Origin of the sequence: Pseudorhizobium banfieldiae, from assembly GCF_000967425.1 — a bacterium.
Taxonomy (GTDB): Bacteria; Pseudomonadota; Alphaproteobacteria; order Rhizobiales; family Rhizobiaceae; genus Neorhizobium; species Neorhizobium banfieldiae.
This window is the reverse complement of sequence record NZ_FO082821.1, coordinates 68,857-94,452: the sequence shown is the minus strand read 5'-3', so window position 1 is coordinate 94,452 and position 25,596 is coordinate 68,857. Positions and strand designations below refer to the sequence as shown.

Sequence of the window (25,596 nt, the reverse complement as noted above, 5' to 3'; positions counted from 1 at the left end):
TCGAGCGGTCTTCTGGCCGAGGCATGTCCACCAGTGGCCATGCAATCATAGATGCGACCGATGGCATCGCGCCCGGCCGGAAAGGACGACCATGTGCGAACTGCTTGGAATGTCGAGCAACCAGCGTGCGACGACGCGACTCTCACTGACAAAGCTCGCCGCGCATAGCGCACCCCCGACGTCGATCAAGGATGGATGGGGGGTGGGCTACTATGAAGGAGACGATGTCCGGCTGGTCAAGGGCGTGGAACCAGCGAGCGAAAGTGATTGGGTCCGCTTCGTAGAAAACCAGGACATCCGAAGCGCGCTCGTCATGGCGCATATTCGCAAAGCGACGATGGGGGAACTTGCCTACCGAAACGCGCAACCTTTTGTTCGCGAATTGGCTGGACGGGTTCATATGTTCGCACACAATGGCTGGCTACCAGACATCCGTAGTGCGCCGCAATTAAGTTCTGGCCGCTTTACCCCGGTGGGCGAGACAGATTCCGAACAGGCGTTTTGCGCCCTCCTCCAGCGCATGTCGGGCGTGTGGCGAAGCGCTAGCGTGATTCCGCCGCTGGAACAGCGGCTGTCCGTGATCGCGGAATTTGCCGCGGAGTTGCGAACACTGGGTCCCGCGAATTTTCTCTACTCCGATGGCGACACCCTCTTTGCACATGGAGATCGACGGAAACAGGAAGCGTCAGGCAGGGCCATTCCGCCTGGGCTCGTCTTCCTCGAGCGGCGCTGTGGACGCAATGGAATAGCGTTCGAGGCCAGCGGCGTTTCTGTCGCGAACAACGACCAATTCATCACCTTGATCGCAAGCGTCCCGCTATCTGACGACCCCTGGCAGGCCTTGTCAGAGGGAGAAATGATTGCCATTCGAAACGGAAAGGTCACAGCGAGGCATTCAGGTCTGCCAGACCTTTAACCGAGTAGAGATTCGGGCCTTTGCAACATGCGCCAAAGATGAGTATCTCGGGTCATAGACTGGCTTCTGGGCAGTTGCCGGATGGGTTCATCAACCCGCCACATGGAAGGTTCAGATGTGAGCGGTTTGGGCCGAAAGCGGAAGTCCGCCAGCAACACCACCTCTATTCGAGTTACCACTCCGTAAAAGTTGGCAAGATCCAACTAGATGAGAGGGGAGAAAGGCGCTCTGCCCTCTCTCCCCCCCAAGCACTAAACCGGTCTCCCCATGCTTCGGCCTGCGGCCTGCAGCACCGGCCGCATTCCCATGAAATTCGTCTCGACCCTCCGGGTGGGTGATCCCCCTCCGGTTTAGCGCTTGTCCCCCTCTCTCCAGCTGTTCCGCACGAGCTCGGGAGCAGGAGCGAGGCTCCTGCCCTCCCTTCAAATTCGGGAGGTCAAGGAGTGATCGCTTGCGCTTGTGGAGAGGGAAAGATGACAGAAAAGCTTGAGCTGCAACCCAACGAGCCATTGTCCGTGAAGGTCGAACGTCACCGAGCCGTCTACCTGGCGGCCATCAACGGCGAGGGCGGCGCTAACATGGATCAAGAAGCGAAAGCACGTATGGAAATCATCAGGCACGCGCCGTCAGATCCGGATGAGAGAGATCAGAAGATGCTTTACGTAGCGGGGTATCTAATTGCCTCCAAGGGGAGCCTAAACTCTGAGGAAATGGAGCTTCTTCTTTCAGGCTCCATCTGACTGCCGGGGCATTGATGAGCAACAGGCATCTGGCCCTGAAATCAGTAGTTGGTGGCAACCCACTCGCCGGATGCAGACTTGGCAAATCCAATGACACGATCGAGAGGAGCTGCGTTTGGATTCCTCTTGATGGCCGCAACGCATGATACGCCTGGACCGCTGGCGTTCTCGTCACACTCTCCCAAGGCAAGAGTTACATCGGCATCACCGCGGCCGGTCCTCAGAGGGTTGCGGGCATATGCCTTGCGGTATGCGGCCAGGGCTTCCTCTTCTGTCGGTATTTCAAGCACAGGGGCCGGAGGTTCGGGAATTAGGGAGGGATTGGCTGCGATAAGGGCCGCGATCTCCGCATCAGTAGGGGCCCCTAACAACCGGCTCTGGCTCCGGCATGATGAGATAAGTACCTCCAGCACCGGCGAGAATGCCGAGACCTGCGGCTGCTACGATGAGAACGTTGCTGTTCATGTCATCCACTCAGTCATTCAGGTTGAACCAAGTGCGCTGCTTGACGCCCTTATCGTTCGGAATGTCGAAATAATAAGGATCCGCGCGGCGAGGGCGGGGCTGAGTGATCTGCACCATGCAGCCATTGTCTCGGTTGAAAACATCATTGTCGTTGTTCTGGTTGATCTGCCGGATCGTGACACCCTTGCGCTCGTTTTCTCGGGCGTCACCAAATTGGGTACGGAAGGCGGCACGGTTGCTGCACTGGTTGACGGTCTTCGTGCACTGATCCTTGTCGTCTCGGCCCAAGAACGACCGATCCCCATCGGTGCGGGAGGAAACGGCGGTCATACCGGCAGGGCATTCCTCGTAAGGTTCATAGCCGGGCTTTCCGGCTTCTGCTTCATGGCAGATCGGCCAGGAGAAGCCGGGCTTCGCCATAGCTGATATGAGCCTTTTCATCGGGGGAACGCAGTAGGGGACGCCATGCCAAGACGGGCTTTGTGAGGCTGCGCACAAGAGAATCTGGCAACCCCAAGAGGCATCCTCGGCCTTGGCAGATGCTGGAGAGATGGCAAGAGCCGCGAGACCGGCTGCGGCAAAAAACACTGGTTTCATATCAGGTGTCCCTCTTGGTCAATGCTGCTGAAATTGCCGGCTCGGAAAAAAAATCTTTCGAGCGGAGTCCTGTGCTGGATGCGTTCGCCTGCAGCGTAGATGACGGCCGAGATCAGTGCGAAGCACGCAAACCAGGAAATGCCGATACGATAGAGCAGTGGCTGATTGGGAATGTCCCGAGAAAACGCGGCGAAGGCGAAGAGCCCGACCAGGTAGCTGTCGAAGGACAAGTGACGCTTGTCGTGGAAAGCCAGCGACAGGATGAGAAGGAAGGCCGCTAGTAGCGCGTGGATCCACCAGAGTCTCTGCGCCGGGATTATGAGGGCGATCGAGAGGGAGATGGCAAGCAGCAAGCCAGCCAAGGGATCCGTTGCGAGAGAGGTCGCAATATGTGCGAGGTCTGGCAACTATCGGTCTGTCCTCTTCGGCTTGTTTCGCGCATCAGCAAAAGGAGGAGAGATCTCGCTTTTCCTCTCGGCCAATAGATTGAAGTCGGCGATCGGATGCCGATCTAGCGTCTTGTCGACAGCTTTGCGGCGCCATTCGTTCATGTCCAACACGTAGGTTCCCCACATCCCATACCGGGCGGCCATCGCGTTGGTCTGATAAGCGTAATATTGGGCGTTGATGTAAGGGGAATCGAGACGAGCCCAACCGACGCGCAGCATTTCGGCGGCGAGATCCACACCGTTAGTCGTGCATTGTGCGACGGGTATCCCATCGTTCGCGTAGGCCAGACCGACGCAAGTCGTGGGTCTGTTTCCGACAGTCCTTTTCAGCCAGGCCTTGGCGAAGGGACCGCATGGAACGGGGGTAGGAGCCTGTTGCTTGTCCCGGTTGGTCCACTTTGGGTTCAAAGCCCATTGAGGAAGCTCACAGGTGTCGACGCCAGCCAACCTCACTTCATAGCCATTGCCAAGCGCGCCGAACCACAGCGTGCGGCCGTCGAGAACGGTTACCGGGCCTTTGAACGTCGGCAACCGAACAGCAGCGGCAACTGGAGGCGCAGCCTGACCGCGTAGGGCGTGCCAGTTCTGATAGATCGGATCGGCGGCAAACGCCGGCTGGGCCAAAGAGCTTGCGGCGATAAAAAGGATAAGGCGGTTTCTCATGGCTGGGCGCTCCTCGATCGCTGGTTCGCCTCACGACTAAGCAGGATGGAAGGATGCTGAACGTCGGAGAATTGCCAAAGGCCGGCCTTTTTTTGCTGAGCAAGCTGCTCGGCTATGGCGTAGGGGGCATGATAAGGGAGACCATCGGTCTTCAAGGCGGCGAATGCATAGCCGCTTGTCACCATGATCTGCGCGAGGTCGAGCCTTTGACTGCCAACCGTGGCGTAACAAACGACATATGAGATGCCGTTAAGCTTCGCCACGGGGGCACAGATCGGTTTGGTGTCCTTGATGTAGGCAGCCAACATCGCAAGCGATGCCTCGCCGCAATCTTGTCTATTGCCCTGACCATCCGTGTAGGCAGTGCCGCGCAAGCAGGACTGGATGCCATAGAGACGAAACCTTTCTCCGTTCGAGATCCAGGTATCGCCCGTTTCCAGAGTGATGCCGGGCGCAAGATCGAAATACCCTTCAGGTGCGGCATTGGCCGCGAACGGCAACAGGGTCGCGACGAGTGCAGCAGCAAGCTTCATTGCGCCTTCACCCGAGGATCTGCCCACATGCCGTAGGAACCCTTCTGGCCGATTTCCTGAGCCTCCGTGAGATCAGGACGTTCGAATGAACCATCGGCTTTCTTAGTCAGGCGAACCGCTCCCAACGACAGAAGCTGCTCCTCAAGATTATCAACCGTGTCCATTGCGCCGGGATAGTTATAGTAGCCGTAGCAAGTGACATCCTGGACTGGGGCGGCCTGCTCGCTGATGAACGCCCTGCAGAACAGAACCTTGGGGCTTTGCAGCATCGTTTGGAGCTGCTGCGTACCAAACTCCTCGCAAGTCCCGGAATAGTCCTCCGCACGATTGACCAGATCGCCGCTGCAGGGCTGAACGCCGTACAGGTGCAACGTAGTCCCTTCATCGACACGAAAGTCGGTAGCCGAGACGGCCTTGAAGCCATTGGCCGTGGCGAAGCCTTTGCGATCCGCGACTTTGCCGGTCCCGTCATAATACTCAATGACGAGAACCGTCTTGCCCGGCGCTGCCAGCGACCGGATGTAGTCCAAGTTTACGGGAGATGCCGCGAGAGCCTGTGTTGCTATCACGCAACTTGAGAGCGCGGTAATGATGGTCCGTATCATGTTCTAGCCCTAACCATCCGTAGTACAATTGTTGACCCTGCAAAATAGGGTTTAACACCGATCAGAAAACTTGTAAGAGTGCATCAAATCGGTATCATATGTTCATTAACTCTAGTCGGTTTTCGTGGCGATCACAACACCGTTTGACGGGCGGGTGCGATGGATAAAAACACTATCTATGCAGGGTATATAGGCCCGCGAACCCTGACTAGCGCAGCATTATCCATGCTGCTCGCGGCCAATACTGCTGCGTCACAAGACCTAGCCACAACAGGGCGTATTTCCAGCGATTACAACGGTTCTGTGACAATCAACGAGGAATCTCTTGTCACGAACTTCGAAGATCGCTGGAGCGGTGTCGAGACATCAGAGAAGGAATTTGTCCTTGGTGCAAACGGTGTTGTCACGAAGGGCGGAGCTGAAGTATTGGGCGCAACGACGTCGAAAGATGTGGGCGTCAAAGGGAATCAAATTGATGCGTCTGTCAGCGCATATTTTGATGTCTCGGAGCGCGCCACCGGCCGCATAGAGCCTGTCCAAACTCCCACTCTAGATACTACATCTAGTGATGCCCCCGAAAATCTAGGGGAAGGAACTCCCGTTGGAGAGTGCGGGCCGTCGCCCCTGTCACCTGATGAGATTAAAGCGCTGGTTGCATCCACTGCGCGCCGATACAGCGTCGATGAGGGCTTCGCGGTTGCGATTGCCTGGGCCGAAAGTCGCTTCGATGAGATCCGCAATTCACCGAAAGGCGCACGCGGACCTATGCAGCTTATCCCCGAAACGGCGGCTCGCTTCGGTGTTCAGGACATTTGCGATCCCGCTCAAAACATCGAGGGCGGGATGAAGTACCTCCGCTTCCTGCTCGATGAGTTTCAGAACCCGCTTCTGGTCGCAGCCGCTTACAACAGCGGGGAGGAGCGCATCTATGAATATGGCGGCGTTCCGCCATTCCAAGAAACCGTCGGCTATGTCGCAAAGGTCGTGAATTTCCAGCTTGGCCTACCGATGCCAACCGGCAAACGGAAGGCGAGCGGGATCGTCCGAGACATGGCGGCAAAGAACACCAGCGATGCCGGAGTCATCGCTGTGGAGAAGACCGGCAAGTTCGTCGGCGGCGTGATGCATTTTTAAGGAGAGAACTATGAAGAACGTCGTTTCCCGGCATTCCGGGGCATTGAAGGCAGTAGCGGTCATTGGCTTGGTGGCAGCCCTGCAGGTTGCAGGCGCTGATCAAGCGCTTGCACAGGCTAGCGGTGGCGGCGGCGGTGCATTCGCCCCCCTTCAGACAGCCGTGCAGATGATCGTTGACTTCATCACCGGCCCCTTCGGACGTCTGATGGCAATCATCGCCGTGATTGGCCTCGGCTTCCTTGCCTTTGCCGGCAGGCTCTCGTGGTTCACGGCCGGAGCCGTCGTCATTGGCATCGGTCTCGTGTTCGGCGCCCCTGCCATCGTTGACCAGATGATTTCGTCGGTAGGCGGCGGCTGATGAGCGATTTTCAGGACGAGAAGCCAGCTTTGACGCCGTTGGTGATCGGCTTGACCCGTTCTCCGACGCTATGGGGCGTGCCCTACATGGCGGTCGTCCTGATCATCGGCGTGACAATCATTGGGTGGCTGGTGACGAACCATCTGGCGGCACTGCTGATCGCGCCAGCCGCCTACCTTGTCCTTTTCTCGCTTTGTGCCTGGGACAGCAAGATTCTCGACGTCCTGCAGGTCACGTCCCGCAAGACGCCAAGGACCCCCAACAAGCGCTTTTGGGGCACCAACTCATACGGACCATAGTAGATGCTGAAAGTCGTCAAGGAAGAGCTTGGGTTTGGGAAGGTCGCCGGCAACGAGCGGCCTATGTCCGTTCACATCCCCTACATGCGGCATGTGTCTGACACGGTCATCGGGCTCGAGAATGGAACCCTGATCAGCGTCATCAAGCTCGATGGACTGTTCTTCCAGACGGAGGACCAGGCCGAATTGAACATGCGTTCTGTTGTGCAGAACACCATGATCCGAGCACTAGGTTCGAGCCGCTATTCTCTTTGGTCGACCGTAATCCGTCGTGAGGTGGAGACCGAAATCGGCGGTTCGTTCGATTCCTCCTTCTGCGAGATCCTGAACGATCGCTATATGGAGCAACTTCGCAAGAAGCGGATGTTCACGAACGAAATCTACCTGACGATCGCGCGTTCGGGCATGAAAGGGGCGCTTGGCCTCGGCGACTCGCTAAAGCGGATCTTTGAACGCTCGAACAAGGAGGCCAGGGCCCAAGCGACCCGTGAAGACGTGACCGACCTTGAAGAGCTGGTTGGGAACATCGTGAAAGAGTTGCACAAGTACGGCGCAAAGCCGCTTGGCATCACGTATCGCAAGAAATCGGACGATACCGCGAAGAAGGACATCGATGGAGAAGAGGCTAAGGGCGATCCGTATTCGGAGCCCTGCGAGTTCTTCAACACGATCCTGACCTGCGGTGTGCCGCGAAAGATGCGGCTTCCGCGCATGGGAATCCGCAACTACGTCGGCACTTCACGGCTTCACTTTTCAAAGCGGACGATGCAGGCACAAGCGGCGGTGGAAGAAGACAGCCGCTATGCCGCTCTACTCTCGATCAAAGAATATCCTCCATTCACTGGTCCCGGCATGTTGGATGGGTTGCTGCAGGTGAACCACGAGTTCATCCTGACCCAGTCTTTCACCCTTGCAGACAAGCCGATCGCACAAGAGCGGATCAGCCGCCTTCAACGCCAAATCAAGGCCTCCGACGAAGCGGGTAGCTCGGTCGAATCCGACATCGACTATGCATTGAACAGCCTCCTCAATCAGGAGGCTGTATTCGGCTTCCATCACTTTTCGCTTCTGTGCATTTCGCGGGACCTCGACGGATTGAGCCGTTGCGTGTCGGAACTTGGCGCTTGCCTCACCGACATGAACATCAACTGGCTCCGGGAGGATCTTAATCTTGAAGCGGCGTTCTGGGCGCAGCTGCCGGGAAACCGCTCCTACATCTCCCGCATCGCCATGCTGTCGAGCGCCAACTTCTCCGGCCTTTCCTCGATGCATAATTTCGCGACTGGACAAGCGGATCGCACCCATTGGGGCCTGCCGATCACCATTCTGGAAACGACCTCACAAACCCCCTACTGGTTCAACTTCCACCGCCGCGATATCGGGCACTTCACGGTGACTGGTCCGACAGGATCCGGCAAGACCGTTGGTTTGACCTTCCTGCTGGCTCAGGCGATGCGGGTTTCACCCACGCCTCGCGCCGTGTTCTTCGACAAGGACCGCGGGGCCGAGATCTTCGTCAGGGCGATCGGCGGAGCCTACGAGGTTCTGTCTCCGGGAACGCCCACGGGCTTTAACCCGCTGCAATTGGAAAACACCGGCGAGAATCGGGAATTTCTGGTCCGTCTGCTCAAGGCCATGCTGCGCGGCGATCGACGCACCGACTTCACGCAAGAGGACGAGGACACGCTGGAAAAGGCAATCGTCCGGATCATGCAGGAGCCTGCAGCTCAGCGAAACCTCCCGAATCTTGCCGGCCTCTTGATGGGGCGGTCCAAGGCCGATGCCAACGATCTATACTCGCGGCTTCGTCCTTGGATCGAAGGCGAAAAAGCCTGGCTGTTCAACGCGCCCCATGACGTCCTGTCCTTCTCGGGTCACAGCGTATTTGGCTTTGACATGACCAACATCCTCGGAAACGAGGAGCTAAGAACCCCTGCGCTGATGTATCTTTATCATCGGCTGGACGAGCTGCTGGACGGTAACCCCGTCATGTTCTTCATGGATGAAGGCTGGCAGCTGCTAATGGATGACACTTTCAGCGCCTTCATCGTCGACAAGATGAAGACGATCCGAAAGCTCAACGGCATCGTGGGCTTTGGTACGCAGTCGGCCGCTGACATCACCAAATCCAAAGCGTCGCACACGCTCATTGAGCAATCGGCGACCAACATCCACTTCCCGAACCCACGGGCTGACGAAGAGAGCTACATCAAGCGCTTCGGCCTGACGGTGAAGGAGTTCAAGTTCATCAAGAACACGCCTCCTGAAAAGAGAACCTTCCTGATTAAGCATGGCAACGACTCTGTCATTGCGCGTCTCGATCTGTCGACAATGCCGGATCTCGTGAAGGTGCTTTCAGGACGCAAGGAGACGATCGAGGAGTGCGCGGCACTTCGCGAGCAGTACGGAGACGAACCCGAAAACTGGTTGGCGAAATTCTGCGGATGGGAGAAGGCCGAATGAGGAACAGTCGGACTCTAACGCTGCTGGTTGCAGCCTTGGCTTGGGGAACGGCGCCCCCCGCCTTCTCGCAGGTTCCTGTTACGGATGGCGCCCTCACTTCAACCGATGCAGTGCGCAATGAAACGACGAAGCAGATCGAGGAAACAGACAGTCGCCGGCACTCCGTGAGCAAGAGCGTCACCTGCTCGATGTACCGGCCGGGGCGCGGAGGTGATGCCCCCTCGGCAGCACAAGCCAATCCGGAGATTGTCGGGCTCGTGAAGCGAGTGGCGCGTGAGGAAGGGGTAGACGAAACCCTCTTCATGTCTCTCGTCTACCAGGAGAGCCGGTTCAATCCCTGCGCAAAGTCGCCTGTCGGCGCTATGGGCTTGTCGCAGCTGATGCCGGGCACAGCCAAGGATCTTGGCGTGAATCCTCACGATATCGAGGATAACCTTCGTGGCGGCGCACGCTACCTGAAGCAGCAGCTCCGGACCTTCAACGGCAATACCAACCTTGCGCTCGCCGCGTACAACGCGGGGCCAGGCAACGTTCGGAAGTATGGCGGCATTCCTCCGTTCAAGGAGACGCAGGGATACGTAGCCGCGATCAAGGGCAAGTGGATGCCTCAGTTTGGAGGCTCTGATGTGTCGAACATCCCCGAAAACTTCGGCGGAGGCACGTCGGGCTTTTCAGGTGCGAGAGACGCAACGATCAACTCAATGGCAACCAGCCAGTCGATTTCCGAAAACAGCGGGAACGTCGCGTCATGGCTTCAGCAACTCGGCCAGATGGAAAGCGGCACGATCCAAGACAGCTGGGACCACAATTCCGGCGCACGCAATGCGAACCTCGAGATGATGAACCAGGTCATCCGCCTCGGAACAACGATGGCGGAGCTTATGAATTCTCAAAATGCACTCGATCTGGGCGGGCTCTCGGGGTCTTCGCGGTCCAGCGACTACAAGCGAGACGAGAAGGAAGACGATCGCGAGGTAGCTGACCTCTGCGACAAGGAACTGCAGCTTGAGTGGAATCCGGAGGAACAGGCCTGCGTTCGAAAACTCGAACCAGAGGCTGACATGAAGCTGATGTTGAGCGCCGAATGACAAGGAGAACGGCCATGAAAAGAGCATTTCTGACTGCGTTTTCGCTAGCGATGGCGTCTACCGCACTTGCACAGGTTCCCGTGATCGACAGCGCCAACCTGAAGATTGCAACGGAAACCTCTCAGACGACGGATCAGATCCTGGATACGAACAAAGAGGTTCTGAAGACGGTTGAAGAGACGCTTAAAGCCGTCACGGGGGATCGAGGGAGCGTTTCAAATCCCATGCAGAACCTCGCCGTTGGTCAAGGGTTCAGCGTTTCTCAGATGCCGTCACTCGACAGCCTCATGCAGGGCGGAGTCCCGAACTTCGGCAGCATGGGCGGTGACATCGGCCAGATTGCCACCACCTTCATCAACGGTCTTCAGCTAGTAAAGAACTTGTCTGGCAAGGCGGACAGCACGTTCTCCGGCGACAAGTCCTACGAAGAGATGATGAAGACCGTCCTTGGAGTCGCTGCCCTAGTCACCGGCTCGCAACAGGCCGTTCAGTCGCGAACACAGGCATTCCAGCAGGCAGGTCAGCAGATCGGCCAGGCCGAAGACATCAAAGGGTCCATCGATCAGAACACGCAGCTGCAGGTTCAAACCGGCCTGACGATCAACGAAATGATTGGCGTGATGAATGGGGCGGTCGGCTCCCTGCAGGCTCAAAACCAGCGCCGCCTTGTCGACATCTCCAATACCAAGAAGGCGCTGACCTACGGTGACTAAGACATTTCGAGTGAAAGGCTTTGTGCTCCTCTCCGTTCTGGTTGCTGCCGGCGTAACTGGCTGCGCCGGTGCTCCGAAAGAGAAGACTGCACCATGCAAAAGGCCGGCAAACCTCACATCCTACGCCGAGGATCCGCGACAGGAATGTGGCCCAATGACCAGCGTGAATGGCAACCCATCGGAAGCGCTGGCGGCGATCGACGCTTTCGCTGCAAGCGGAGAGCAGTGACCCCATGAACTTTCTAGGCGGCCTGCTTGAGGCTCTTGAAGATGCAGGGCGGAATTTCTCCCAACGGGCTTATGAGGTCGTTGGCGACGAAATCATGCCCTTGCTGACGATCATGCTTATTGCCTACGTCGCCTATTACGGACTTCAACTCGTCATGGGGACCGCGCGAGTGACCGTCGGCGAGATCGTCGGCCGGGTCGTGCGGATGATGCTTATCGTCGCCTTCATTGATCAGTGGGGCAACTTCCAACTCTTCTTTTACGACTGGCTGAACAACACGCCGGAAGACGTGGGGCGGGCGCTCCTGACGGCTAGCAGTACCGGGATAACTGAGCCGACAGACGGCCTCTCCATGATTTGGGAGACGGCGAATGAGGCAGCAGCAGCATTCGCGGAGCAGTCAGGCTACTTCGCCATTCTACCGGGCCTCGTAGGGTTCCTGATCATGCTGGCGGTTGGGCTGTTCATTGCCGTTGCGCTTGCCATCCTCGTGCTTGCAAAAGTGATGATGTGGGTGCTGCTTGGCACTGCACCGATCTTTATCGCCTGCCTATTGTTTGATTCCACACGCCAGTACGGAATGGCTTGGTTCCAGCAGGTTTTGACGTACGCGATCATTCCGCTCTTCGTTTACGTCGTCGCCGCCTTTCTCATCACGACCATGGACGCTGAACTGCAGAAGGTCGCAGCGGCAGCATCCGCGAACGAGATCCAGCTAGACGATATCTCGGCTTTCGTCCTGATCTGTGCGGCTGGCGCTTTTGTCCTCTTCAACATTCAAACTCTCGCCCAGGGAATTACCGGGGGCGTGGCAACGGGCGTTGGGCAGATCGCTCGATCGGTTGGCTACGCTACCGGTGTTGCGCTGCCGGCACGAGCTTTGACCGCGACACGTTCTGTAGCCGGGAGGGCTGGAGAATTAGGAATGGCCGCACGCGCCAGAACCCATGCCGGCATGAGGGAAAACATCCAAAACGCCGGTGCAGCAGAAGCGATGCAAAACAGAATTACCAACAACAGTCTGCCCAACTAGGCAACTGGTGGCGGGAATTAAGGGCTAGGATACATGGCAGAGAATAACGATGCTCTCCGGAGCTATTTTCAGGATGGGGACCGTTGGGAACAAGAGATCGTCAAAAAGGCCAAACGGTCCAAGGCGTTCGCTTGGCTGATTACGCTGATCTTCGGCGGCATCACGATCCTGTCGCTCTCCGCATTGGTGATGCTCGTGCCCCTCAAGAGCTTCGAGCCGTACATTGTCGAGGTCGACAAGAACACTGGCTACATTGAGGTCAAGACAGGGCTGACCCGAACATCGAACATCACCGATCAGCAGGCGGTCACTCAGGCGAATGTCGTCCGTTACATTCGATCCCGCGAGGGCTATGATCCTTTTGCCATCGAGCAGAACTTTGGAATTGCAGCTTTGCTCTCCACCGGCGACGCAGCGCGCGACCTCCAGGCCCAATGGAGTGCCGCGAACCCTGACAATCCAGCTCGCCGGCTCGGCAAAAACAAGTCGATCACCGTCGACATAAAGTCTGTCACCTTCCCCAACACGACAACGGCGCTCGTCCGGTTCTCGACGCATGAGCGCTCTGATTCAGACGTCATCACGCGCCATTTCATCTCTATCGTTCGCTATCGCTACACGGATACGCCTGAGCGCAACGAATGGCGCTTCGAAAACCCGTTGGGCTTCCAGGTTTATGACTACCGCCGTGATCAGGAAACGGTGACCTCGGGAGGCCAGCAGTGAAATATGGCTTCCTACTGGCGGCGTCGATCGCCGCTCTCACGATGACTCACGCCTATGCGGCGCAACAGCCCCGCCCTGGCAGTCTGGATGCGCGTGTGACCAGTGTCGTCTATCAGCCGAACAACGTCGTAAAGGTGTCTGCGACCTACGGCATCTCGACGATGATCATCTTCGACGAAGATGAGAAGTTTGAGACGATCTCGCTTGGCGACACCGACAGTTGGCAGGTTGCCCCGTCCGAAAAGGGCAACATCCTTTTCGTCAAGCCTATAGCCAAGGACGTTTCCACAAACATGAACGTGGTGACCTCAAAGAGGATCTACTTCCTTGAGCTCAACGACTATGCACCGGAAGCAGGGAAAAAGGTCTTCGGAATTCGCTTCGTTTATCCGGAGAAGAACCTGAACGAGTCTCTGCGGAAGGAGGCTGAGTTTCGGGCAGCTAACCCGAACATTTCGAGCATCGACAAAGCGAACGTCAATATTGACTACTCTTTCTCGGGCGACGCGGCGCTGAAGCCGACAATGGTCTTCGATGACGGAAAGAAGACCTTTTTCAAGTTCGGCCGAGGGACCGTGCCGGCCATTTTTGCCGTTCAATCCGACTTCTCCGAGACCCTGCGAAACTTCCGCAAGGAAGGCGAATACATCGTCGTTGACGGCGTAGCCACGCAATACACGCTCCGGGACGGAAACCAGTGGACGTGCATTTTCAACCTCCGCAAGCCGGACTTTGCAGCACCTGATCCTGACATCATGGCTCCGAAACCGGATCCTGATGCCAGCAAACGCAGGAGGAGCGGCAACTAATGAAGCGCAGCCCTGAACTCGACGCAATGGCGGCGGCCGATGAGGCCGAAATCAGCAATCGAAACGTGAAGCGCAATCAAACGGTCGGCATGGCCGCCCTTTTGCTGGCTGGCGTCTTCGCCGCGTACCTGGTGCTCGCGACGTCCGGAGAAAGCCCGCCTGAAACCCCGCAAAGTGAGGAGGAGTTCCGTACCACGACCTTCCGGCCGCCCGGTTTCGTGCGCGATAGAGAACCCACTCCCCCACCGCCCGAACAGCCTGTCTTGGAACTTCCACCTCCGCCTCCTCCGCCGCCAGCTCCGCCGGTGGACGTCACTGAATTCAACGTGCCTCCCCCGCCCGAAGTCGTTCAACCGGCGAGCGCCCCCCCGCCCGCCGAAGAGGTGTTTCCGGAGCGATTTCGGTCAAAGCTAATCACGCTTGACCAGAACCTGGGAGGATCCGCGAATGGTTCGCTCGATGGCTCGAACAGCGGCACGCCTTTGACCGTCGCTGGCGAGGATCGCAACAGCCAGTACCTGTCCTCAGCGAGTGCGATCGGTGACCGTTCCGCCAAGGCCCGACAGATCGAGCGCATCGACGCCATGATCCCAGAGGGCACGCTGATCCCCGGCATCTTGGAAACGGCGATCGTCAGCGACCTTCCGGGCCAGGTGCGGGCCATCACATCCAAGGATGTCTACTCCTTCGATGGGCGGCGTGTCCTGATCCCAACAGGAACACGCCTGATCGGGGAATATCAGTCCGAAGTTACGCGGGGGCAGAAGCGGGTCTTTGTCGTGTGGACGAGGCTGATCCGGGATGACGGCGTGTCGGTGCGTTTGAACTCCATCGGCACGGACAGCCTCGGCCGATCGGGCCTGACGGGACATGTCGACAACAAGTTCCGTGAGCGCTTTGGCGCATCAATCTTGCTGTCGATCGTCGGAGGCGGTGCAAGCTATCTAACCGGATACGGTAGCGACTCCAGCTCCGGAAACGATGATGCCGAAAGAGGTGCTGAATTGGCGCGAGAAACGATCGCGCAGACCTTCAGCGACATGGCGAACACGGTCCTTGCCGAAAACCTGAGGATCCCGCCAACGATCAGCGTACCGCAAGGCGAGCGGATCTTTGTCTACGTTCGCCAGGACCTCGATTTCAGCGCCATGTACGACGATCCTGTCACGGAAGCGATGAAGGAGATCAAACGTGAACGTTATGGTAGGTAACACGACCGCTCATGATCCTCATTATTTCCTGAACCGGTCTCTGGAGCCCATCAGGAAATTTCTCGATGACCCGAAGGTGGTTGAGATTGCGGTGAACCGCCCAGGCCAAGTCTATGTTGAGCGCTTCGGCGCTGATCACATGGAGCATCATGAAATCGATGCTCTGACGGCAAGGGAGATCGAGAACATTGGCGAGCGGGTTGCCGCAGCGACAAAGCAGTTCCTGAACGCCGCTAATCCGATCCTTAGCGCAGCACTGCCGACCGGCGAACGTATCCAGGTCGTCTTGCCGCCCGCGGCACCCGACGGTGGGTCGATCACGATCCGTAAGCAGGTTGTGCAGAATTTCTCTCTGCAGGACTATCGAGACAACGGTTCTCTCGACAAAGTCTCGGTTGCTGTCGGGGGCCTAAGCGACGTGGATCGGGAGCTGATCGCCTATCTGCGCGCAGAGAAGATCTACGACTTCATCCATACGGCCATCACGAAGCGAGTTTCGATCCTGATCAGTGGCGGCACATCGTCGGGAAAAACCACCTTTCTGAACGCTTGCCTTAACTCTGTAGACGTGAATGAGCGGATCCTGACGCTTGAAGATACTCGTGAGCTATTGCCACCACAGAAGAACGCGGTCCACCTGATCGCGTCCAAGGGTGGGCAAGGTACCGCAAACGTGATCATTCAGAACCTCCTTGAATCGGCGCTTCGAATGCGGCCGGATCGCCTCTTTGTTGGCGAAATTCGTGGAGCTGAGGCCTTTTCATTCCTTCGCGCCATCAACACAGGCCACCCGGGCAGCATGTCGACAGTACACGCCGATACGCCGCTCGGCGCCTATGAACAGCTCGCCATGATGATGCAGCAGTCCGGCATGTCCGCCGGCTACTCCAAGCAGGATCTGATGTCCTACATCCAAATGGTCATTCCGATCGTGATCCAGCTCAGGCGGGAAGGCGGCAAGCGCGGGGTTTCCGAAATCTACTTCGCACGGGATGCATCATGAGTAAGGGGCTACAGGCCTTCTATCTGTTCTTCTGCCTGTTGATCGCATTTGCAGTCTGGATGCTGGCGTACGGGGCGGGGCTTCAGCTCTTCTACGGTGACGGTAGGATCCTCGAGGCGACAATCACCTCAAACCCATTCGCGCCAATTCAGCAGTTCTGGGCCTATAGCTCCTCCCCTTCCCTTCAAAAAGTCGCGCTCGGCTCCGTAGTGCCCGCGCTGCTCGTATCAGGCCTCATTGCTTATCTTGGGCTCAAACCTACCAGCAATCCATTAGGGGATGCAGCCTTTCAGGATCTCGCAACCCTTCGGCGCGGGAAGTGGTTTGGCAAGAAAGGTCACATATTCGGCCGCATCGGGAGCAACGTCCTCCGCGCGTATGACGATCGCCACCACCTCATTATTGGCCCGACGCGATCCGGTAAGGGCGCGGGCTACGTCATCCCCAACGCTCTCATGCACGAAGGCTCGATGATCGTCACGGATCTGAAGGGCGAGGTCTACAAGGCAACCGCCGGCTATCGCAAGCGCAACGGCAGCCAGGTCTTCCTGTTCGCGCCGGGTTCCGAGACGACCAACAGCTATAATCCCTTGGATTTCGTTCGTCCGGAGCGAGGCAATCGCACGACTGACATTCAAAATATCGCCAGCATTCTTGTACCGGAAAACACCGAATCCGAGAATTCAGTTTGGCAGGCCACAGCTCAACAGGTTCTCTCCGGCGCCATCAGCTACGTTCTCGAAAGCCCCTTCTACAAAGGGCGCAGGAACCTCGGCGAGATCAACTCCTTCTTCAACAGCGGGACCGATCTGCAGGCCTTGATGAAGTACATCAAGGAGAAGGAGCCATACCTGTCGAAGTTCACGATGGAGAGCTTCAATTCCTACCTGTCTCTCTCGGATCGGGCCGCGGCCTCGGCACTGCTTGACATCCAGAAGGCGATGAGGCCGTTCAAGAACGAACGCGTTGTGGCCGCAACGAACATGACCGACATGGACCTTCGATCCATGAAGCGTCGCCCCATCACAATCTACCTTGCCCCGAACATCACCGACATCACGCTTCTTAGGCCGCTGCTGACGCTATTCGTTCAACAGGTGATGGACATACTCACACTTGAGCATGATCCCAACTCCGTGCCGGTCTATTTTCTGCTGGATGAGTTTCGCCAGCTGAAGCGCATGGACGAGATCATGACGAAGCTGCCCTATGTGGCCGGCTATAAGATCAAGCTCGCCTTCATCATCCAGGACCTGAAGAACCTGGATGAGATCTATGGTGAGACGTCCCGACATTCGCTCCTTGGCAACTGCGGCTATCAGCTCATCCTTGGTGCCAATGATCAGGCCACGGCAGAGTATGCTTCCCGCGCGCTTGGCAAGAGAACCATCCGATATCAGTCTGAATCGCGCACTATCGAGCTTATGGGCCTCCCGCGCCGAACGAAGGTTGAGCAAATTCGTGATCGGGACCTGATGATGCCGCAGGAAGTGCGCCAGATGCCCGAGAACAAGATGATCTTGCTGGTGGAGGGTCAGCGGCCAATCTTTGGAGACAAGCTGCGCTTCTTTAAGACGCAGCCCTTCAAGGAGGCGGAGGCCTATTCTCAAACACACATACCGACCGTTCCAACTGTCGATTACCTGCCACCTAAACCTGTTCCAGCGACCACGCCAGCCTATGCCAATGCAGGCCAGGAACAAGCTGAACAAGCGGAAGCGATAAAGCCTGCGACTGAGGCGAAAGCGGAGGAGCCGCGGGCGCCTGTCCAGGAGGAGGCTCCGAAAGAGCCAGCGCCCTCCACCTCGCCCGCTCGTGTTGTGAATCCATCCGCCCTGGCCAACAAGAAGGCCAGCGCCGGGAGCACTCCGGAACCTGCTAAGGCAGCTGTGCCCGCTCCCAAAAAGCGCACAACACCTGTCTCAGAGAACGACATCGAAAAAGCGCACAATGATCGGGTTAGTCGTCTAAGGGAGGTCGTCGAACGGGAAGCCGAAGGCAAATCACCGCGCAAGAGGAAGAGCTTGGAAGAGCTATTCGCAGCGACCGTTCCTGATCCAATCATGGAACAGGCCGGCCGCTAATTCAGGTTCAGAAGGGCCAGAAGCTGGCTGCGTACTGACCCGCCTCTGTTAGCCAAGCCACAGAAGCATGATACCAGCCGATCACGGTCCCGTAGACCTTGATCAGGATCGCGAGGATCCCAACGGAGACCATACCCCACACCATCATCTTGCCGACGATGTCGGCAGACTTGGGGTCGTTTACTTCCACCAGGTAGGTGTTCTGATTACCGTCCTGCATGACACTTTAGCGATCACGGTCGTCCCGATTACGCTCCCTCTGTTCAACCTGTTCACGCTCCAACTCCTCGAGACGAGGAATGTGCTGTTGCGCGGGATCAGTCCGAGTGGTCTCGCCGCCCCGCTGGGCCGCTTCCCTGTCTCTGTTTACACGATCTTGCTGCCTCTGAGTAGCGTCCACCGTCTCAGCGAGCTGGTGAGCCTCACGCTCCGCTTGCCCAATCGGACGTTCCTCTTCCAGATCCACCCTGAGATCGCGTTGGCGATCGTCGGCAGTATCCTCAAGTTTCGGCTGCTTGTTTGACTTGTTTTCGTCCCCACGCTCTTCATTGCGCTCAATGGTCTCGATCTCCGCGCGCAGTTCCGGATCTTCGTTGGCAACATCCCGGAGATAACCGTTTCCGGTAGCGGCGAGTTGAGCTGCATGATGAAGCGAAGCCTCAAGGCCCTTCTCATACTGCTCCCGGTTTTCGTCTCCGAGCTCGCCGGCTCCGATATGGGCGAGGCCGGAGCGATAGTGTTCCACATTTGCCATCGCATCGTTACCAGCCTCAACGACAGCCTCTCCATGCTTGGCAACAGCCGCCTCCCACTGAAGGTTAGCATTCGTCTGCTCTTGCACCTCAGATGCCGTTCTTTCCGGCGCGACGCCACTTTCTCTGGAGACGTCACCAGCAGCGTTGCGTCCATCCTGCTCATCAAGCCCACGCTCCTTCATTTCGAGCATCTGCCTGCGCAGATCGACGATCTCGCGAGCGAGGGAGGAAACTTCTTCGAAGCCTGACCGGTCCTCTGGACCAGTGCTGCGCTGAAGGTTGAATAGAGCCGTTTCAACAGTCTTTTCGTACGCTTCGAACTCTGGGCGTGTCTGCTCGCGCATGTCCTTGGCCTCCGACAACATGTCTTTGATTGCTACCATATTGGAGCGGTAATCACCGCCGAAATCTGCATGAATGACTGCACCAGCAGGCGATTGATGGGTTTGGGCAAGGCCGTTTTCCAGATAGGAGCGATGCTGAGCGGCGTAGGCCGCAACCACTGTGTCGCCGGCGTTGACTGCAATCTTCTGCCAGGTCTCCTGCGCTTTTAGGATGTACTGGCGGCTTCTCTGGCTCGTCGCTACCACGCGCCGACCAGCTCGCTTTGCGTCATATCGCGCCTGCGCCGGATCGCTGGTGCCTACATGCTCGGTTCGACCGTCATGCTTGACGGCGCGAACCTGATTTCGCGTGAAGGCTGGCGGCGTGGCGAACTCTCGCCGATCGGTCATTTCCATGTTGATGCCGTGGTCACGAGCCTTCTCGGCCATGACCTCACGCCATTGCCTGAAGGTGGCCGGAGTCGTCTCGATCCGGTCGCCCGATTCCGAACGCATGGTAACGATGGCATGAGCATGAACATGCGGCCGCTTGCCCCCCTCCCCTGCTTCTTTCGGATCGCTCTCCGGATCGTGCATAGCGAAAACGTACCGATGGCCCGCAAACTGCTCAGCCAGGAAGTCGCGAACAGCTCCTTCGAAAGCGACAGCATCCGTGCCGGCACGCGCCGACATGATCACGTGCATCACGTCACGGCTCTTGCGGCTGTGCAGCTCATCCCGCCATTCCTTTTGCACCAGGTCGCCCGCAGCCTTGTCATCGGCAATCGAGCGTCCCTGATCGTCTCGAACGTCGTTCCGCTGCGCGATCAGGTCTCGCAACTTGGCAGCGCCATATTCCACGCCATTGCCATAGCCTGTGAACGAGAAAGCCGCGGGGGCCTCTTTAGCAACGGCGCTGGCGTCGAAACGCTCCTGAACGATGGCGGCCGCCTTCGCGTCAGCCGTCAGCCGCTCGCCCTGCCCGCTGCGCAACACAACATAGCCCTCGACCTTCAGCGATCCGTCGTTTCGGGTTTCGACAGAGTAAGCGTAGCGTCGATCACCAAAGCCACTGCTGAGAATGTCCCGCACCTGCTCATGCGGGTTCGAGCCGCCGGAAACGCTGACCTCGACGCTAAACGCGCCGATATCGCGGCTCTCGGTCCTGTTTTGGAAAAGGTGATCCCAATCGCCACGGAGACGCGCCAGCTCCTCACGGCCACGCAACGTCTCGCCGTTCTCGTTCTCAACCTTCAGCTCCCCCCCTCTGGAAACATAGTTGAGCATCGAGCCGACGCGGGCGCCACCACCGTAGGAAGCCAGTTTGACAACTGCTGGCTGGCTCCCTTTGGCAACGCTCGCAAGACGAACGTCCATTGATCGCATAGCACCCGAACCGGCAGCCATCGTCCTCGAAGGCGATGACACGTTGAATGCCGAAGTCCTCACCTCTCCCCTAGATCCCGACCCGCCTTTAGACATCCCAACCTGGTGCTGCAGATTCTTCAGTCTCTTCTCAAGCTCTTCCTCGACAGCCCTCCCACGGCCGCCGAGCGTCATTTCGTGCAATAGCGCCGCGCGCCTTTGCTCCCATTCGCTTGTGAAAGTGCCGAAAAAGAACTCCACGGCCTACACCTCGCCTCGGCGCTCATGCCCGGCACGGCGCGAGAGTGTCCGCAGCTCACTCATTACAGCCGCCTGAATCCGCTGGACATTGCCAAGGTTGATGTCCAGCTCTGAGGGATGGACACCCTTTCCTGCATTCAGGGAGCGGGCTACCTGATTTAAATTGATGCCGATCATCCGCATGTCTTCGAGCAACGCGGCCATGATCAACCTGTCTTCCGCAGTCAGAATGGGTCGAACGCCAGCACCCTCGAGGAGCAGCGAACGGAAAAAAGCAGACACACTCATACCGGCCGACTCGGCCGCTTCTTCGATGGCCGAATGCTCTGCATCGCTGACGCGCACGTTGATTAGACGCCCCTTGCGTTGCTTGGCTGTCGGCACTTCGACTGTGTCCTCACTCATCAATCAACTAGGCCTTCCCGGAGCTTTGCGACCCTCATCGTGGGCTTGTCCCACGATCGCAATGCAAAATGTAAAACATTTTTGCGTATCCTGCCACGCCTAACCTAAAGCACTACCCCATAATTTCAACCAAATTCCACCTCTTGATTGGCTCCGCTTCGCTTCGCACTCTTTCCGTTGGAACGCTCACCAGGATTCACCGCCAAAACCGCTTCTGAAGGCCTTTGTCTGTCCCTCGTACTCAGGCGAAAGGGACGCTTCGCTCTTCGCCCTTGCGCCCTCCGTGCGAGCGCCAAAGACGGCCTCACGCGGCTCCGGGGTTCACCATTCGACCTAAGCACTCGATTAAACCACACGACTAACTCGTGTGGTTTTATTGATGTCCAGTAGCGTGCGGTCACACGCACGTTCTGATCTTAACCTGCGTGTTGTCACATGGTAGATTCCCTTTGATGTGAAGATCTTGACGACGATACTTATGTTCCGATCGAACACACGTCAGACCGCTAGGGACGGGGTGAAGTCTTAGACAGGAAGTGGATCGTGAAATGGCAATTTGCATGTCGCTGGTAAGCGGCAAGGGCGGCGCGGGGAAGACGACCGCCGTAATCCTGATCGCCGGGGAATATGCGCTTCAAGGTAAGCAAGTGCTTTTGGTTGATGCAGACGGACGACAAAACCTGAATGAGTGGTGGTCCCGTTCAGAGGCGAAGGACAACAGGCCAGACGGCATTGAGCTTCGAACGGCAGTAACTAACGCATCACTTCAGCATATTCTGGAGAACGAAACCGCCGGGTTTGACGTCGTGTTAATAGACTCCCCCGGGCAAGACACCGTGCTACGGGACACGATCATCGCCGGCTCGGACATCGTTATGACCCCGATCCAGCCAAACCAAGACGAGATCCTTGCTGCCGGCCAGGCAGCAATGGACGTGGCTGACACCTGCGATCGTACCGGGCGAAACATTCAACATCTCAACTTCAGAACCCGGATCACTCTCCCCGGCCGCTCACTGGAAGCTTACCGCCTGATCCGCCCCTTCATCGCAAACCTGCAAGAGCAGGGATATGATTCACACCTCCTTGATACCGAGCTGTATGAGCGAAACCCCTATCGGGACATCAGACTGGGATATGGGACACTGCAAATGCTTGAGCTCAGCGACTCGGTCAGAAAGGCCCGGAGTGAGGTTATGGGCATGATGCAAGAAATTGAACGTTTCCTAACAAACGAGGAAAAGAGGGCGTAAGATGGCTAAAGGGACTTCCAGTATATCTGATTTTCCCGTTGCACCGCGACGGTCACGGGGGAATGTGCCCAATTCAATGTCGCAGCCGGCTATAGACAACGAAGCAGAAAACTTGGTGGCCAGCGATCATCCAGACCAGGTTGCTATCGAAGAAGCTCCCGCGAAGGTCCCTGACGTTCAAGTGCCACAACGGTCGAGCTTGATTCTGCCATCACCGGAGGCTCGCCGGGAGAGAGCGACGAGCAGATCGTTAGAGCGTGAGGCATCCAGAATACGACTGCAGGAGCTGAAGCAGAATAAAGCGCGGGAGAGCAAACACTTCGTCAACTGCCCCCTTGATTACGATACTAAGAAACGTCTGGAGCGAGCAGCCTCTGAAAACGACTTGAAAATGACGGTGATCGTCAAGGCCGCGATCGACCAGTTTCTGAAGGATAATGGTTATTGATCCTCGACCTTCGATTCCTGGGCGGGGTGGCGCTAGGCGCAACCCTTGGATTTTTGATCAACCCTGAAGCGACGGAGAAGGTCGGGATCGATATTCGCGCCATAAAGAGAACTTTACTCAGTGTCGGCGCCGCTCCACCGGAGCCTTTTAAGCAAACCGACTGGCCAACGGACGATCGCGCCAAACGCGAGCTGTTCCGGTTTGCAATGTGGGACTTCGAGGAACACGGACCGAAGTCTGAGATCCGGATCACAAGATGCATCAGCATCGACCAGTTCTCCCTAGCTTGCGAAATGCGCGTGAAGTTGAGTTGGGTCAGCGAGGAGAGGATCCTCGAAGGCATTTTTCAACCCAATGCCCGAAGCTGGAATCTGATTGCTGCGAAGGCGGTGAACAGGAATGCTCGCAGTCAAACTTGACTCGAGGCACAACGCGCCTCTGAGTTGCGCATTTCGATCCCAAGAGAGCAATGTTACAGATCATTCCCCCCAATATTGTTAGGTTTGTGTGACTGGCGCGCAGGATGACAGTGCCTTAATGGCACGTTATGGTGCGTGATATCTGCCACTGGCGGATTTGGGGACTGAGGGAATACCGACGGTGCGGAATCTATCCGACTATATCAATTCAAGGGAACTGGTTGAGACCACAGATCCAGATTTCCAGAGACCCTTGTACCGCCAGGAGGGCTTCGACGGCATTGTCAGCTTCGGGGAGATCGACGCAAAGCTTTCCGCATTCCTCTTAGACGAACGTGCGAAAACTGGTTTGACCCAGAGTGATTTCGCGACCTTGGCTGGTCTCGCACGAGTGGTTTATAGCCGCTATGAACTGAACATTTCGCGCCTTACCGTATCACGAATGATCCACCTTTCCGAGCTCCTTGGTTTCCTGCCAATGCAGATGATTCATGCTGCGGCACCTCATCTTTACGGCAAAGATCCTCAAGAGGCCGATGATCGGGTTGAATTGTTCAGACTTATTCATGACCTCCCCCACGACACCATACGCAGTTTGATTGGCATAGTTGGCCAATTGACGCCAAGCGATGTTCTTGAGGCTCGACAGAAAGCGGAAGCGGAGGCTGACGCGCAAGCTGAGGCTGAACGCCAACGATTGAACCGAAAAGCTGCGAGAGCCAGCAGGAGAGGCCGTCCGCCTGGTCGCCCACCAGGTCGCAAGTCATCTACAACCGAAACACCTACAGACGAATGAGAGCTGAAACCGATCGTAAGTGCTGTCAATGTAGGAAGGCTGACTTCAGGCCTTTTCCATCGAGACCTCACCCTAGTGCGTCAGCACAGCCCCTCACCCTGCTTTCCGGCCTCCGTTCGTATTGGCACGCATCAACGACATCAGCATTGGTCCGAGCCCGAACTCCCCTGCCCTCGCTCGACGCGTGAGATCGCGGAGATATCCACCTGCCGAATTGATATGCCCTGCCCTCTCCAGGATTGCAGCCATAGCAACCGCCGCGTTCTCCGGCCCCATCACCTCACACGCTTCCTGGTAAGCCGACGGGCTAACACCAAGCATTGATCGAACCACCACCGCGGCCCCCATCAGCTCGCGCCAATGGTAGATCGTCCCCCCGGGCCCGTAATCCAAAATCTGCGGGCAGGCTTTCAGGACCATCGACAGCGGGAACGACTTCATCTGTTCCGGCTTTGCCAACGGCTGAGCAACCGCTTTGGGTGCTACTTCCAGCTCGACGGCTCCGCCCTGCTCTTTTCCAGAGCTAGGTTCAAGTTCATAGATGGATTCGGGTTTTGAATTCTGTATGTGACAGCCATTTTGAACAGCATTGCCGTCCATATTTTGAGAATCTAACTGATTTTCCAGAAGGTTGAGGATTTCGGTGCGCAAAAGCTGCATCTCGTCGAGGATTGCCTCCACCTGGCGACGGTCAGGATTGCGGGGGAGTCGGCTGACAATGCCGACATACATGTCTTCGATGGCTTCCCAGTCGCCGTCGGCCCCCTCCTCCATCGCGGCGGAAATTAGCTTGCGTACATCACGCCGGCAGATAGTCAGCGCCTCTTTGGCTCGTCTGAACTGCAGGCGCTCGGCAGCGACTTCCTGTGCCAGACCTGCAAGTTCCGCAGCGCGAGCCAAAAGTGGAGAAAGATCGAATCCAAAAGCCTGCTCGATATCGCCACCCTTGTCCCGGTGAGCGTAGCGCTTGCCGTTCGGACTATCCTTGCGCTGGATGAGCCCGGCCTCGACCAAGGCAGCCAAATGCCGCCGCAAGGTCGTTCCGGTTATGCCGTGCGCTCTGACAGACAGCTGAGCATTGGATGGAAAGACCACCAATCCACTATCGCAGTTGAGCTCGCTCTCTGGATAAAACGTCAGCAATGCGTCCAGCACAGTCAGCGCCCTGTCCTGGAGGCCAAGGCGTTCACGGGCCTCACAAGCGTCGCGAAACACTCTCCATTTTTCGACCGGGCGGCTTGGTTTCGTCTCGGACGTCTGGAGCTGCCTCTTTACAAGAGCAAGCACAGCCGGCCGCCGCCCAAAGGGCGTCGTCACATTTCCCGTCTGCATATTCCTTCACCTTTCTTCAGGCAAAAGAAATCCGCTCACCAAAACGATGCCAAAGACTCTTGACTGGGATTCATGGAAATGCGATTCTCGATCTTGCTAGGAATTGAGAGAGGCTTCCATG

At 57.2% G+C, this 25,596-nt stretch carries 28 protein-coding genes; 19 read left to right on the top strand and 9 right to left on the bottom strand.

Translation table 11 applies throughout. The features are described 5' to 3' along the window. The first annotated feature begins 91 nt into the window (after nucleotides 1-91). A complete protein-coding gene (locus tag NT26_RS20915; protein WP_052642587.1) occupies nucleotides 92-916 on the top strand; it encodes a class II glutamine amidotransferase in 825 nt (274 codons plus the stop codon). Between the two features lie 473 nt (nucleotides 917-1,389). Next, nucleotides 1,390-1,656 carry a hypothetical protein gene (locus NT26_RS20910; RefSeq protein WP_052642585.1) on the top strand — a complete coding sequence of 89 codons (267 nt, stop codon included), beginning with the start codon at nucleotides 1,390-1,392 and terminating at the stop codon, nucleotides 1,654-1,656. A 474-nt stretch (nucleotides 1,657-2,130) separates the two neighbouring features. Here the strand turns inward: NT26_RS20910 and NT26_RS20905 are convergent, their stop codons facing one another. The 5 genes from NT26_RS20905 to NT26_RS20885 form a co-directional block, all read right to left on the bottom strand. Next, nucleotides 2,131-2,541: a hypothetical protein gene (locus NT26_RS20905; RefSeq protein ID WP_342025680.1), complete on the bottom strand. Its 411-nt coding sequence runs from the start codon at nucleotides 2,539-2,541 to the stop codon at nucleotides 2,131-2,133. Between the two features lie 173 nt (nucleotides 2,542-2,714). Next, complete coding sequence (locus NT26_RS20900) at nucleotides 2,715-3,125, bottom strand: hypothetical protein (protein ID WP_052642581.1); 411 nt, start codon at nucleotides 3,123-3,125, stop codon at nucleotides 2,715-2,717. Then, a complete protein-coding gene (locus NT26_RS20895; protein WP_052642579.1) occupies nucleotides 3,126-3,830 on the bottom strand; it encodes a thermonuclease family protein in 705 nt (234 codons plus the stop codon). It abuts the gene before it with no gap. Further along, entirely contained in the window at nucleotides 3,827-4,363 is a 537-nt protein-coding gene (locus NT26_RS20890; RefSeq protein WP_052642577.1) for a thermonuclease family protein, read from the bottom strand. Before NT26_RS20890 ends, NT26_RS20895 begins: the two co-directional genes overlap by 4 nt. Beyond that, the gene (locus NT26_RS20885) at nucleotides 4,360-4,968 is read right to left on the bottom strand and encodes a hypothetical protein (protein ID WP_052642575.1); all 609 of its coding nucleotides are present in this window, start codon (nucleotides 4,966-4,968) and stop codon (nucleotides 4,360-4,362) included. Before NT26_RS20885 ends, NT26_RS20890 begins: the two co-directional genes overlap by 4 nt. 159 nt (nucleotides 4,969-5,127) lie before the next feature. Here NT26_RS20885 and NT26_RS20880 point away from each other — a divergent pair, with 159 nt between their 5' ends. From NT26_RS20880 to NT26_RS20820, 13 genes are read left to right on the top strand one after another with little or no spacing between them, the layout of a single operon-like run. Next, nucleotides 5,128-6,102 (top strand): lytic transglycosylase domain-containing protein, encoded by a 975-nt coding sequence (locus tag NT26_RS20880; RefSeq protein ID WP_052642574.1) that lies wholly within the window; start codon nucleotides 5,128-5,130, stop codon nucleotides 6,100-6,102. Nucleotides 6,103-6,112: 10 nt separating this feature from the next. Beyond that, the gene (locus NT26_RS20875; RefSeq protein WP_052642572.1) at nucleotides 6,113-6,460 is read left to right on the top strand and encodes a TrbC/VirB2 family type IV secretion system protein; all 348 of its coding nucleotides are present in this window, start codon (nucleotides 6,113-6,115) and stop codon (nucleotides 6,458-6,460) included. After that, a complete protein-coding gene (locus tag NT26_RS20870) occupies nucleotides 6,460-6,759 on the top strand; it encodes a VirB3 family type IV secretion system protein (RefSeq protein ID WP_081950740.1) in 300 nt (99 codons plus the stop codon). Before NT26_RS20875 ends, NT26_RS20870 begins: the two co-directional genes overlap by 1 nt. A gap of 3 nt (nucleotides 6,760-6,762) precedes the next feature. After that, complete coding sequence (locus NT26_RS20865; RefSeq protein ID WP_052642570.1) at nucleotides 6,763-9,222, top strand: VirB4 family type IV secretion/conjugal transfer ATPase; 2,460 nt, start codon at nucleotides 6,763-6,765, stop codon at nucleotides 9,220-9,222. Beyond that, nucleotides 9,219-10,310, top strand: coding sequence for a lytic transglycosylase domain-containing protein (locus NT26_RS20860; protein ID WP_052642568.1), 1,092 nt, complete (start codon nucleotides 9,219-9,221; stop codon nucleotides 10,308-10,310). Before NT26_RS20865 ends, NT26_RS20860 begins: the two co-directional genes overlap by 4 nt. Nucleotides 10,311-10,324: 14 nt before the next feature. Beyond that, nucleotides 10,325-11,023: a type IV secretion system protein gene (locus NT26_RS20855; RefSeq protein ID WP_037093749.1), complete on the top strand. Its 699-nt coding sequence runs from the start codon at nucleotides 10,325-10,327 to the stop codon at nucleotides 11,021-11,023. Continuing rightward, entirely contained in the window at nucleotides 11,016-11,252 is a 237-nt protein-coding gene (locus tag NT26_RS23190) for a hypothetical protein (RefSeq protein ID WP_037093750.1), read from the top strand. Before NT26_RS20855 ends, NT26_RS23190 begins: the two co-directional genes overlap by 8 nt. Nucleotides 11,253-11,256: 4 nt before the next feature. Beyond that, nucleotides 11,257-12,285 (top strand): TrbL/VirB6 family protein, encoded by a 1,029-nt coding sequence (locus NT26_RS20845; protein WP_052642566.1) that lies wholly within the window; start codon nucleotides 11,257-11,259, stop codon nucleotides 12,283-12,285. 33 nt (nucleotides 12,286-12,318) lie between these two features. Then, a complete protein-coding gene (locus NT26_RS20840; RefSeq protein ID WP_037093755.1) occupies nucleotides 12,319-13,011 on the top strand; it encodes a VirB8 family type IV secretion system protein in 693 nt (230 codons plus the stop codon). Next, nucleotides 13,008-13,820 carry a P-type conjugative transfer protein VirB9 gene (gene virB9, locus NT26_RS20835; protein ID WP_037093757.1) on the top strand — a complete coding sequence of 271 codons (813 nt, stop codon included), beginning with the start codon at nucleotides 13,008-13,010 and terminating at the stop codon, nucleotides 13,818-13,820. Before NT26_RS20840 ends, virB9 begins: the two co-directional genes overlap by 4 nt. Next, the gene (gene virB10, locus NT26_RS20830; protein ID WP_052642564.1) at nucleotides 13,820-15,031 is read left to right on the top strand and encodes a type IV secretion system protein VirB10; all 1,212 of its coding nucleotides are present in this window, start codon (nucleotides 13,820-13,822) and stop codon (nucleotides 15,029-15,031) included. The genes virB9 and virB10 overlap by 1 nt, the downstream gene beginning before the upstream one ends. Further along, nucleotides 15,012-16,034 (top strand): P-type DNA transfer ATPase VirB11, encoded by a 1,023-nt coding sequence (virB11, locus tag NT26_RS20825; protein ID WP_052642562.1) that lies wholly within the window; start codon nucleotides 15,012-15,014, stop codon nucleotides 16,032-16,034. Before virB10 ends, virB11 begins: the two co-directional genes overlap by 20 nt. After that, entirely contained in the window at nucleotides 16,031-18,118 is a 2,088-nt protein-coding gene (locus NT26_RS20820; RefSeq protein ID WP_052642560.1) for a type IV secretory system conjugative DNA transfer family protein, read from the top strand. Before virB11 ends, NT26_RS20820 begins: the two co-directional genes overlap by 4 nt. Before the next feature lie 7 nt (nucleotides 18,119-18,125). Here the strand turns inward: NT26_RS20820 and NT26_RS20815 are convergent, their stop codons facing one another. From NT26_RS20815 to NT26_RS20805, 3 genes are read right to left on the bottom strand one after another with little or no spacing between them, the layout of a single operon-like run. Next, nucleotides 18,126-18,338 carry a hypothetical protein gene (locus NT26_RS20815; protein ID WP_052642558.1) on the bottom strand — a complete coding sequence of 71 codons (213 nt, stop codon included), beginning with the start codon at nucleotides 18,336-18,338 and terminating at the stop codon, nucleotides 18,126-18,128. Between the two features lie 6 nt (nucleotides 18,339-18,344). Next, entirely contained in the window at nucleotides 18,345-20,822 is a 2,478-nt protein-coding gene (locus NT26_RS20810; protein WP_052642556.1) for a relaxase/mobilization nuclease domain-containing protein, read from the bottom strand. Between the two features lie 3 nt (nucleotides 20,823-20,825). Continuing rightward, complete coding sequence (locus NT26_RS20805; protein WP_052642554.1) at nucleotides 20,826-21,227, bottom strand: DUF6290 family protein; 402 nt, start codon at nucleotides 21,225-21,227, stop codon at nucleotides 20,826-20,828. Between the two features lie 560 nt (nucleotides 21,228-21,787). Here NT26_RS20805 and NT26_RS20800 point away from each other — a divergent pair. The 4 genes from NT26_RS20800 (at nucleotide 21,788) to NT26_RS22525 (ending at nucleotide 24,143) form a co-directional block, all read left to right on the top strand. Beyond that, nucleotides 21,788-22,480, top strand: coding sequence for a ParA family protein (locus NT26_RS20800; protein WP_425287749.1), 693 nt, complete (start codon nucleotides 21,788-21,790; stop codon nucleotides 22,478-22,480). 1 nt (nucleotide 22,481) lies between these two features. Next, nucleotides 22,482-22,928, top strand: coding sequence for a hypothetical protein (locus NT26_RS20795; protein WP_037093775.1), 447 nt, complete (start codon nucleotides 22,482-22,484; stop codon nucleotides 22,926-22,928). Beyond that, nucleotides 22,925-23,347 (top strand): hypothetical protein, encoded by a 423-nt coding sequence (locus NT26_RS20790; protein ID WP_052642549.1) that lies wholly within the window; start codon nucleotides 22,925-22,927, stop codon nucleotides 23,345-23,347. The genes NT26_RS20795 and NT26_RS20790 overlap by 4 nt, the downstream gene beginning before the upstream one ends. A 253-nt stretch (nucleotides 23,348-23,600) precedes the next feature. Beyond that, nucleotides 23,601-24,143, top strand: coding sequence for a helix-turn-helix domain-containing protein (locus NT26_RS22525; RefSeq protein ID WP_244467750.1), 543 nt, complete (start codon nucleotides 23,601-23,603; stop codon nucleotides 24,141-24,143). A 93-nt stretch (nucleotides 24,144-24,236) separates the two neighbouring features. Here the strand turns inward: NT26_RS22525 and repC are convergent, their stop codons facing one another. Beyond that, a complete protein-coding gene (repC, locus tag NT26_RS20780; protein ID WP_052642545.1) occupies nucleotides 24,237-25,475 on the bottom strand; it encodes a plasmid replication protein RepC in 1,239 nt (412 codons plus the stop codon). Nucleotides 25,476-25,596: the final 121 nt, after the last annotated feature.

Coding starts and splice junctions, on each gene's coding strand:
- NT26_RS20795 (WP_037093775.1), top strand. CDS start 22,482: ATGGCTAAAGGGACTTCCAGTATATCTGATTTTCCCGTTGCACCGCGA.
- NT26_RS20880 (WP_052642574.1), top strand. CDS start 5,128: ATGGATAAAAACACTATCTATGCAGGGTATATAGGCCCGCGAACCCTG.
- NT26_RS20800 (WP_425287749.1), top strand. CDS start 21,788: ATGTCGCTGGTAAGCGGCAAGGGCGGCGCGGGGAAGACGACCGCCGTA.
- NT26_RS20865 (WP_052642570.1), top strand. CDS start 6,763: ATGCTGAAAGTCGTCAAGGAAGAGCTTGGGTTTGGGAAGGTCGCCGGC.
- NT26_RS20845 (WP_052642566.1), top strand. CDS start 11,257: ATGAACTTTCTAGGCGGCCTGCTTGAGGCTCTTGAAGATGCAGGGCGG.
- NT26_RS20875 (WP_052642572.1), top strand. CDS start 6,113: ATGAAGAACGTCGTTTCCCGGCATTCCGGGGCATTGAAGGCAGTAGCG.
- NT26_RS20805 (WP_052642554.1), bottom strand. CDS start 21,227: ATGAGTGAGGACACAGTCGAAGTGCCGACAGCCAAGCAACGCAAGGGG.
- virB10 (WP_052642564.1), top strand. CDS start 13,820: ATGAAGCGCAGCCCTGAACTCGACGCAATGGCGGCGGCCGATGAGGCC.
- NT26_RS20895 (WP_052642579.1), bottom strand. CDS start 3,830: ATGAGAAACCGCCTTATCCTTTTTATCGCCGCAAGCTCTTTGGCCCAG.
- NT26_RS20860 (WP_052642568.1), top strand. CDS start 9,219: ATGAGGAACAGTCGGACTCTAACGCTGCTGGTTGCAGCCTTGGCTTGG.
- NT26_RS20855 (WP_037093749.1), top strand. CDS start 10,325: ATGAAAAGAGCATTTCTGACTGCGTTTTCGCTAGCGATGGCGTCTACC.
- NT26_RS20815 (WP_052642558.1), bottom strand. CDS start 18,338: ATGCAGGACGGTAATCAGAACACCTACCTGGTGGAAGTAAACGACCCC.
- NT26_RS20915 (WP_052642587.1), top strand. CDS start 92: ATGTGCGAACTGCTTGGAATGTCGAGCAACCAGCGTGCGACGACGCGA.
- NT26_RS20885 (WP_052642575.1), bottom strand. CDS start 4,968: ATGATACGGACCATCATTACCGCGCTCTCAAGTTGCGTGATAGCAACA.
- NT26_RS20840 (WP_037093755.1), top strand. CDS start 12,319: ATGGCAGAGAATAACGATGCTCTCCGGAGCTATTTTCAGGATGGGGAC.
- NT26_RS20905 (WP_342025680.1), bottom strand. CDS start 2,541: ATGGCGAAGCCCGGCTTCTCCTGGCCGATCTGCCATGAAGCAGAAGCC.
- NT26_RS20910 (WP_052642585.1), top strand. CDS start 1,390: ATGACAGAAAAGCTTGAGCTGCAACCCAACGAGCCATTGTCCGTGAAG.
- NT26_RS20890 (WP_052642577.1), bottom strand. CDS start 4,363: ATGAAGCTTGCTGCTGCACTCGTCGCGACCCTGTTGCCGTTCGCGGCC.
- NT26_RS20820 (WP_052642560.1), top strand. CDS start 16,031: ATGAGTAAGGGGCTACAGGCCTTCTATCTGTTCTTCTGCCTGTTGATC.
- repC (WP_052642545.1), bottom strand. CDS start 25,475: ATGCAGACGGGAAATGTGACGACGCCCTTTGGGCGGCGGCCGGCTGTG.
- NT26_RS20870 (WP_081950740.1), top strand. CDS start 6,460: ATGAGCGATTTTCAGGACGAGAAGCCAGCTTTGACGCCGTTGGTGATC.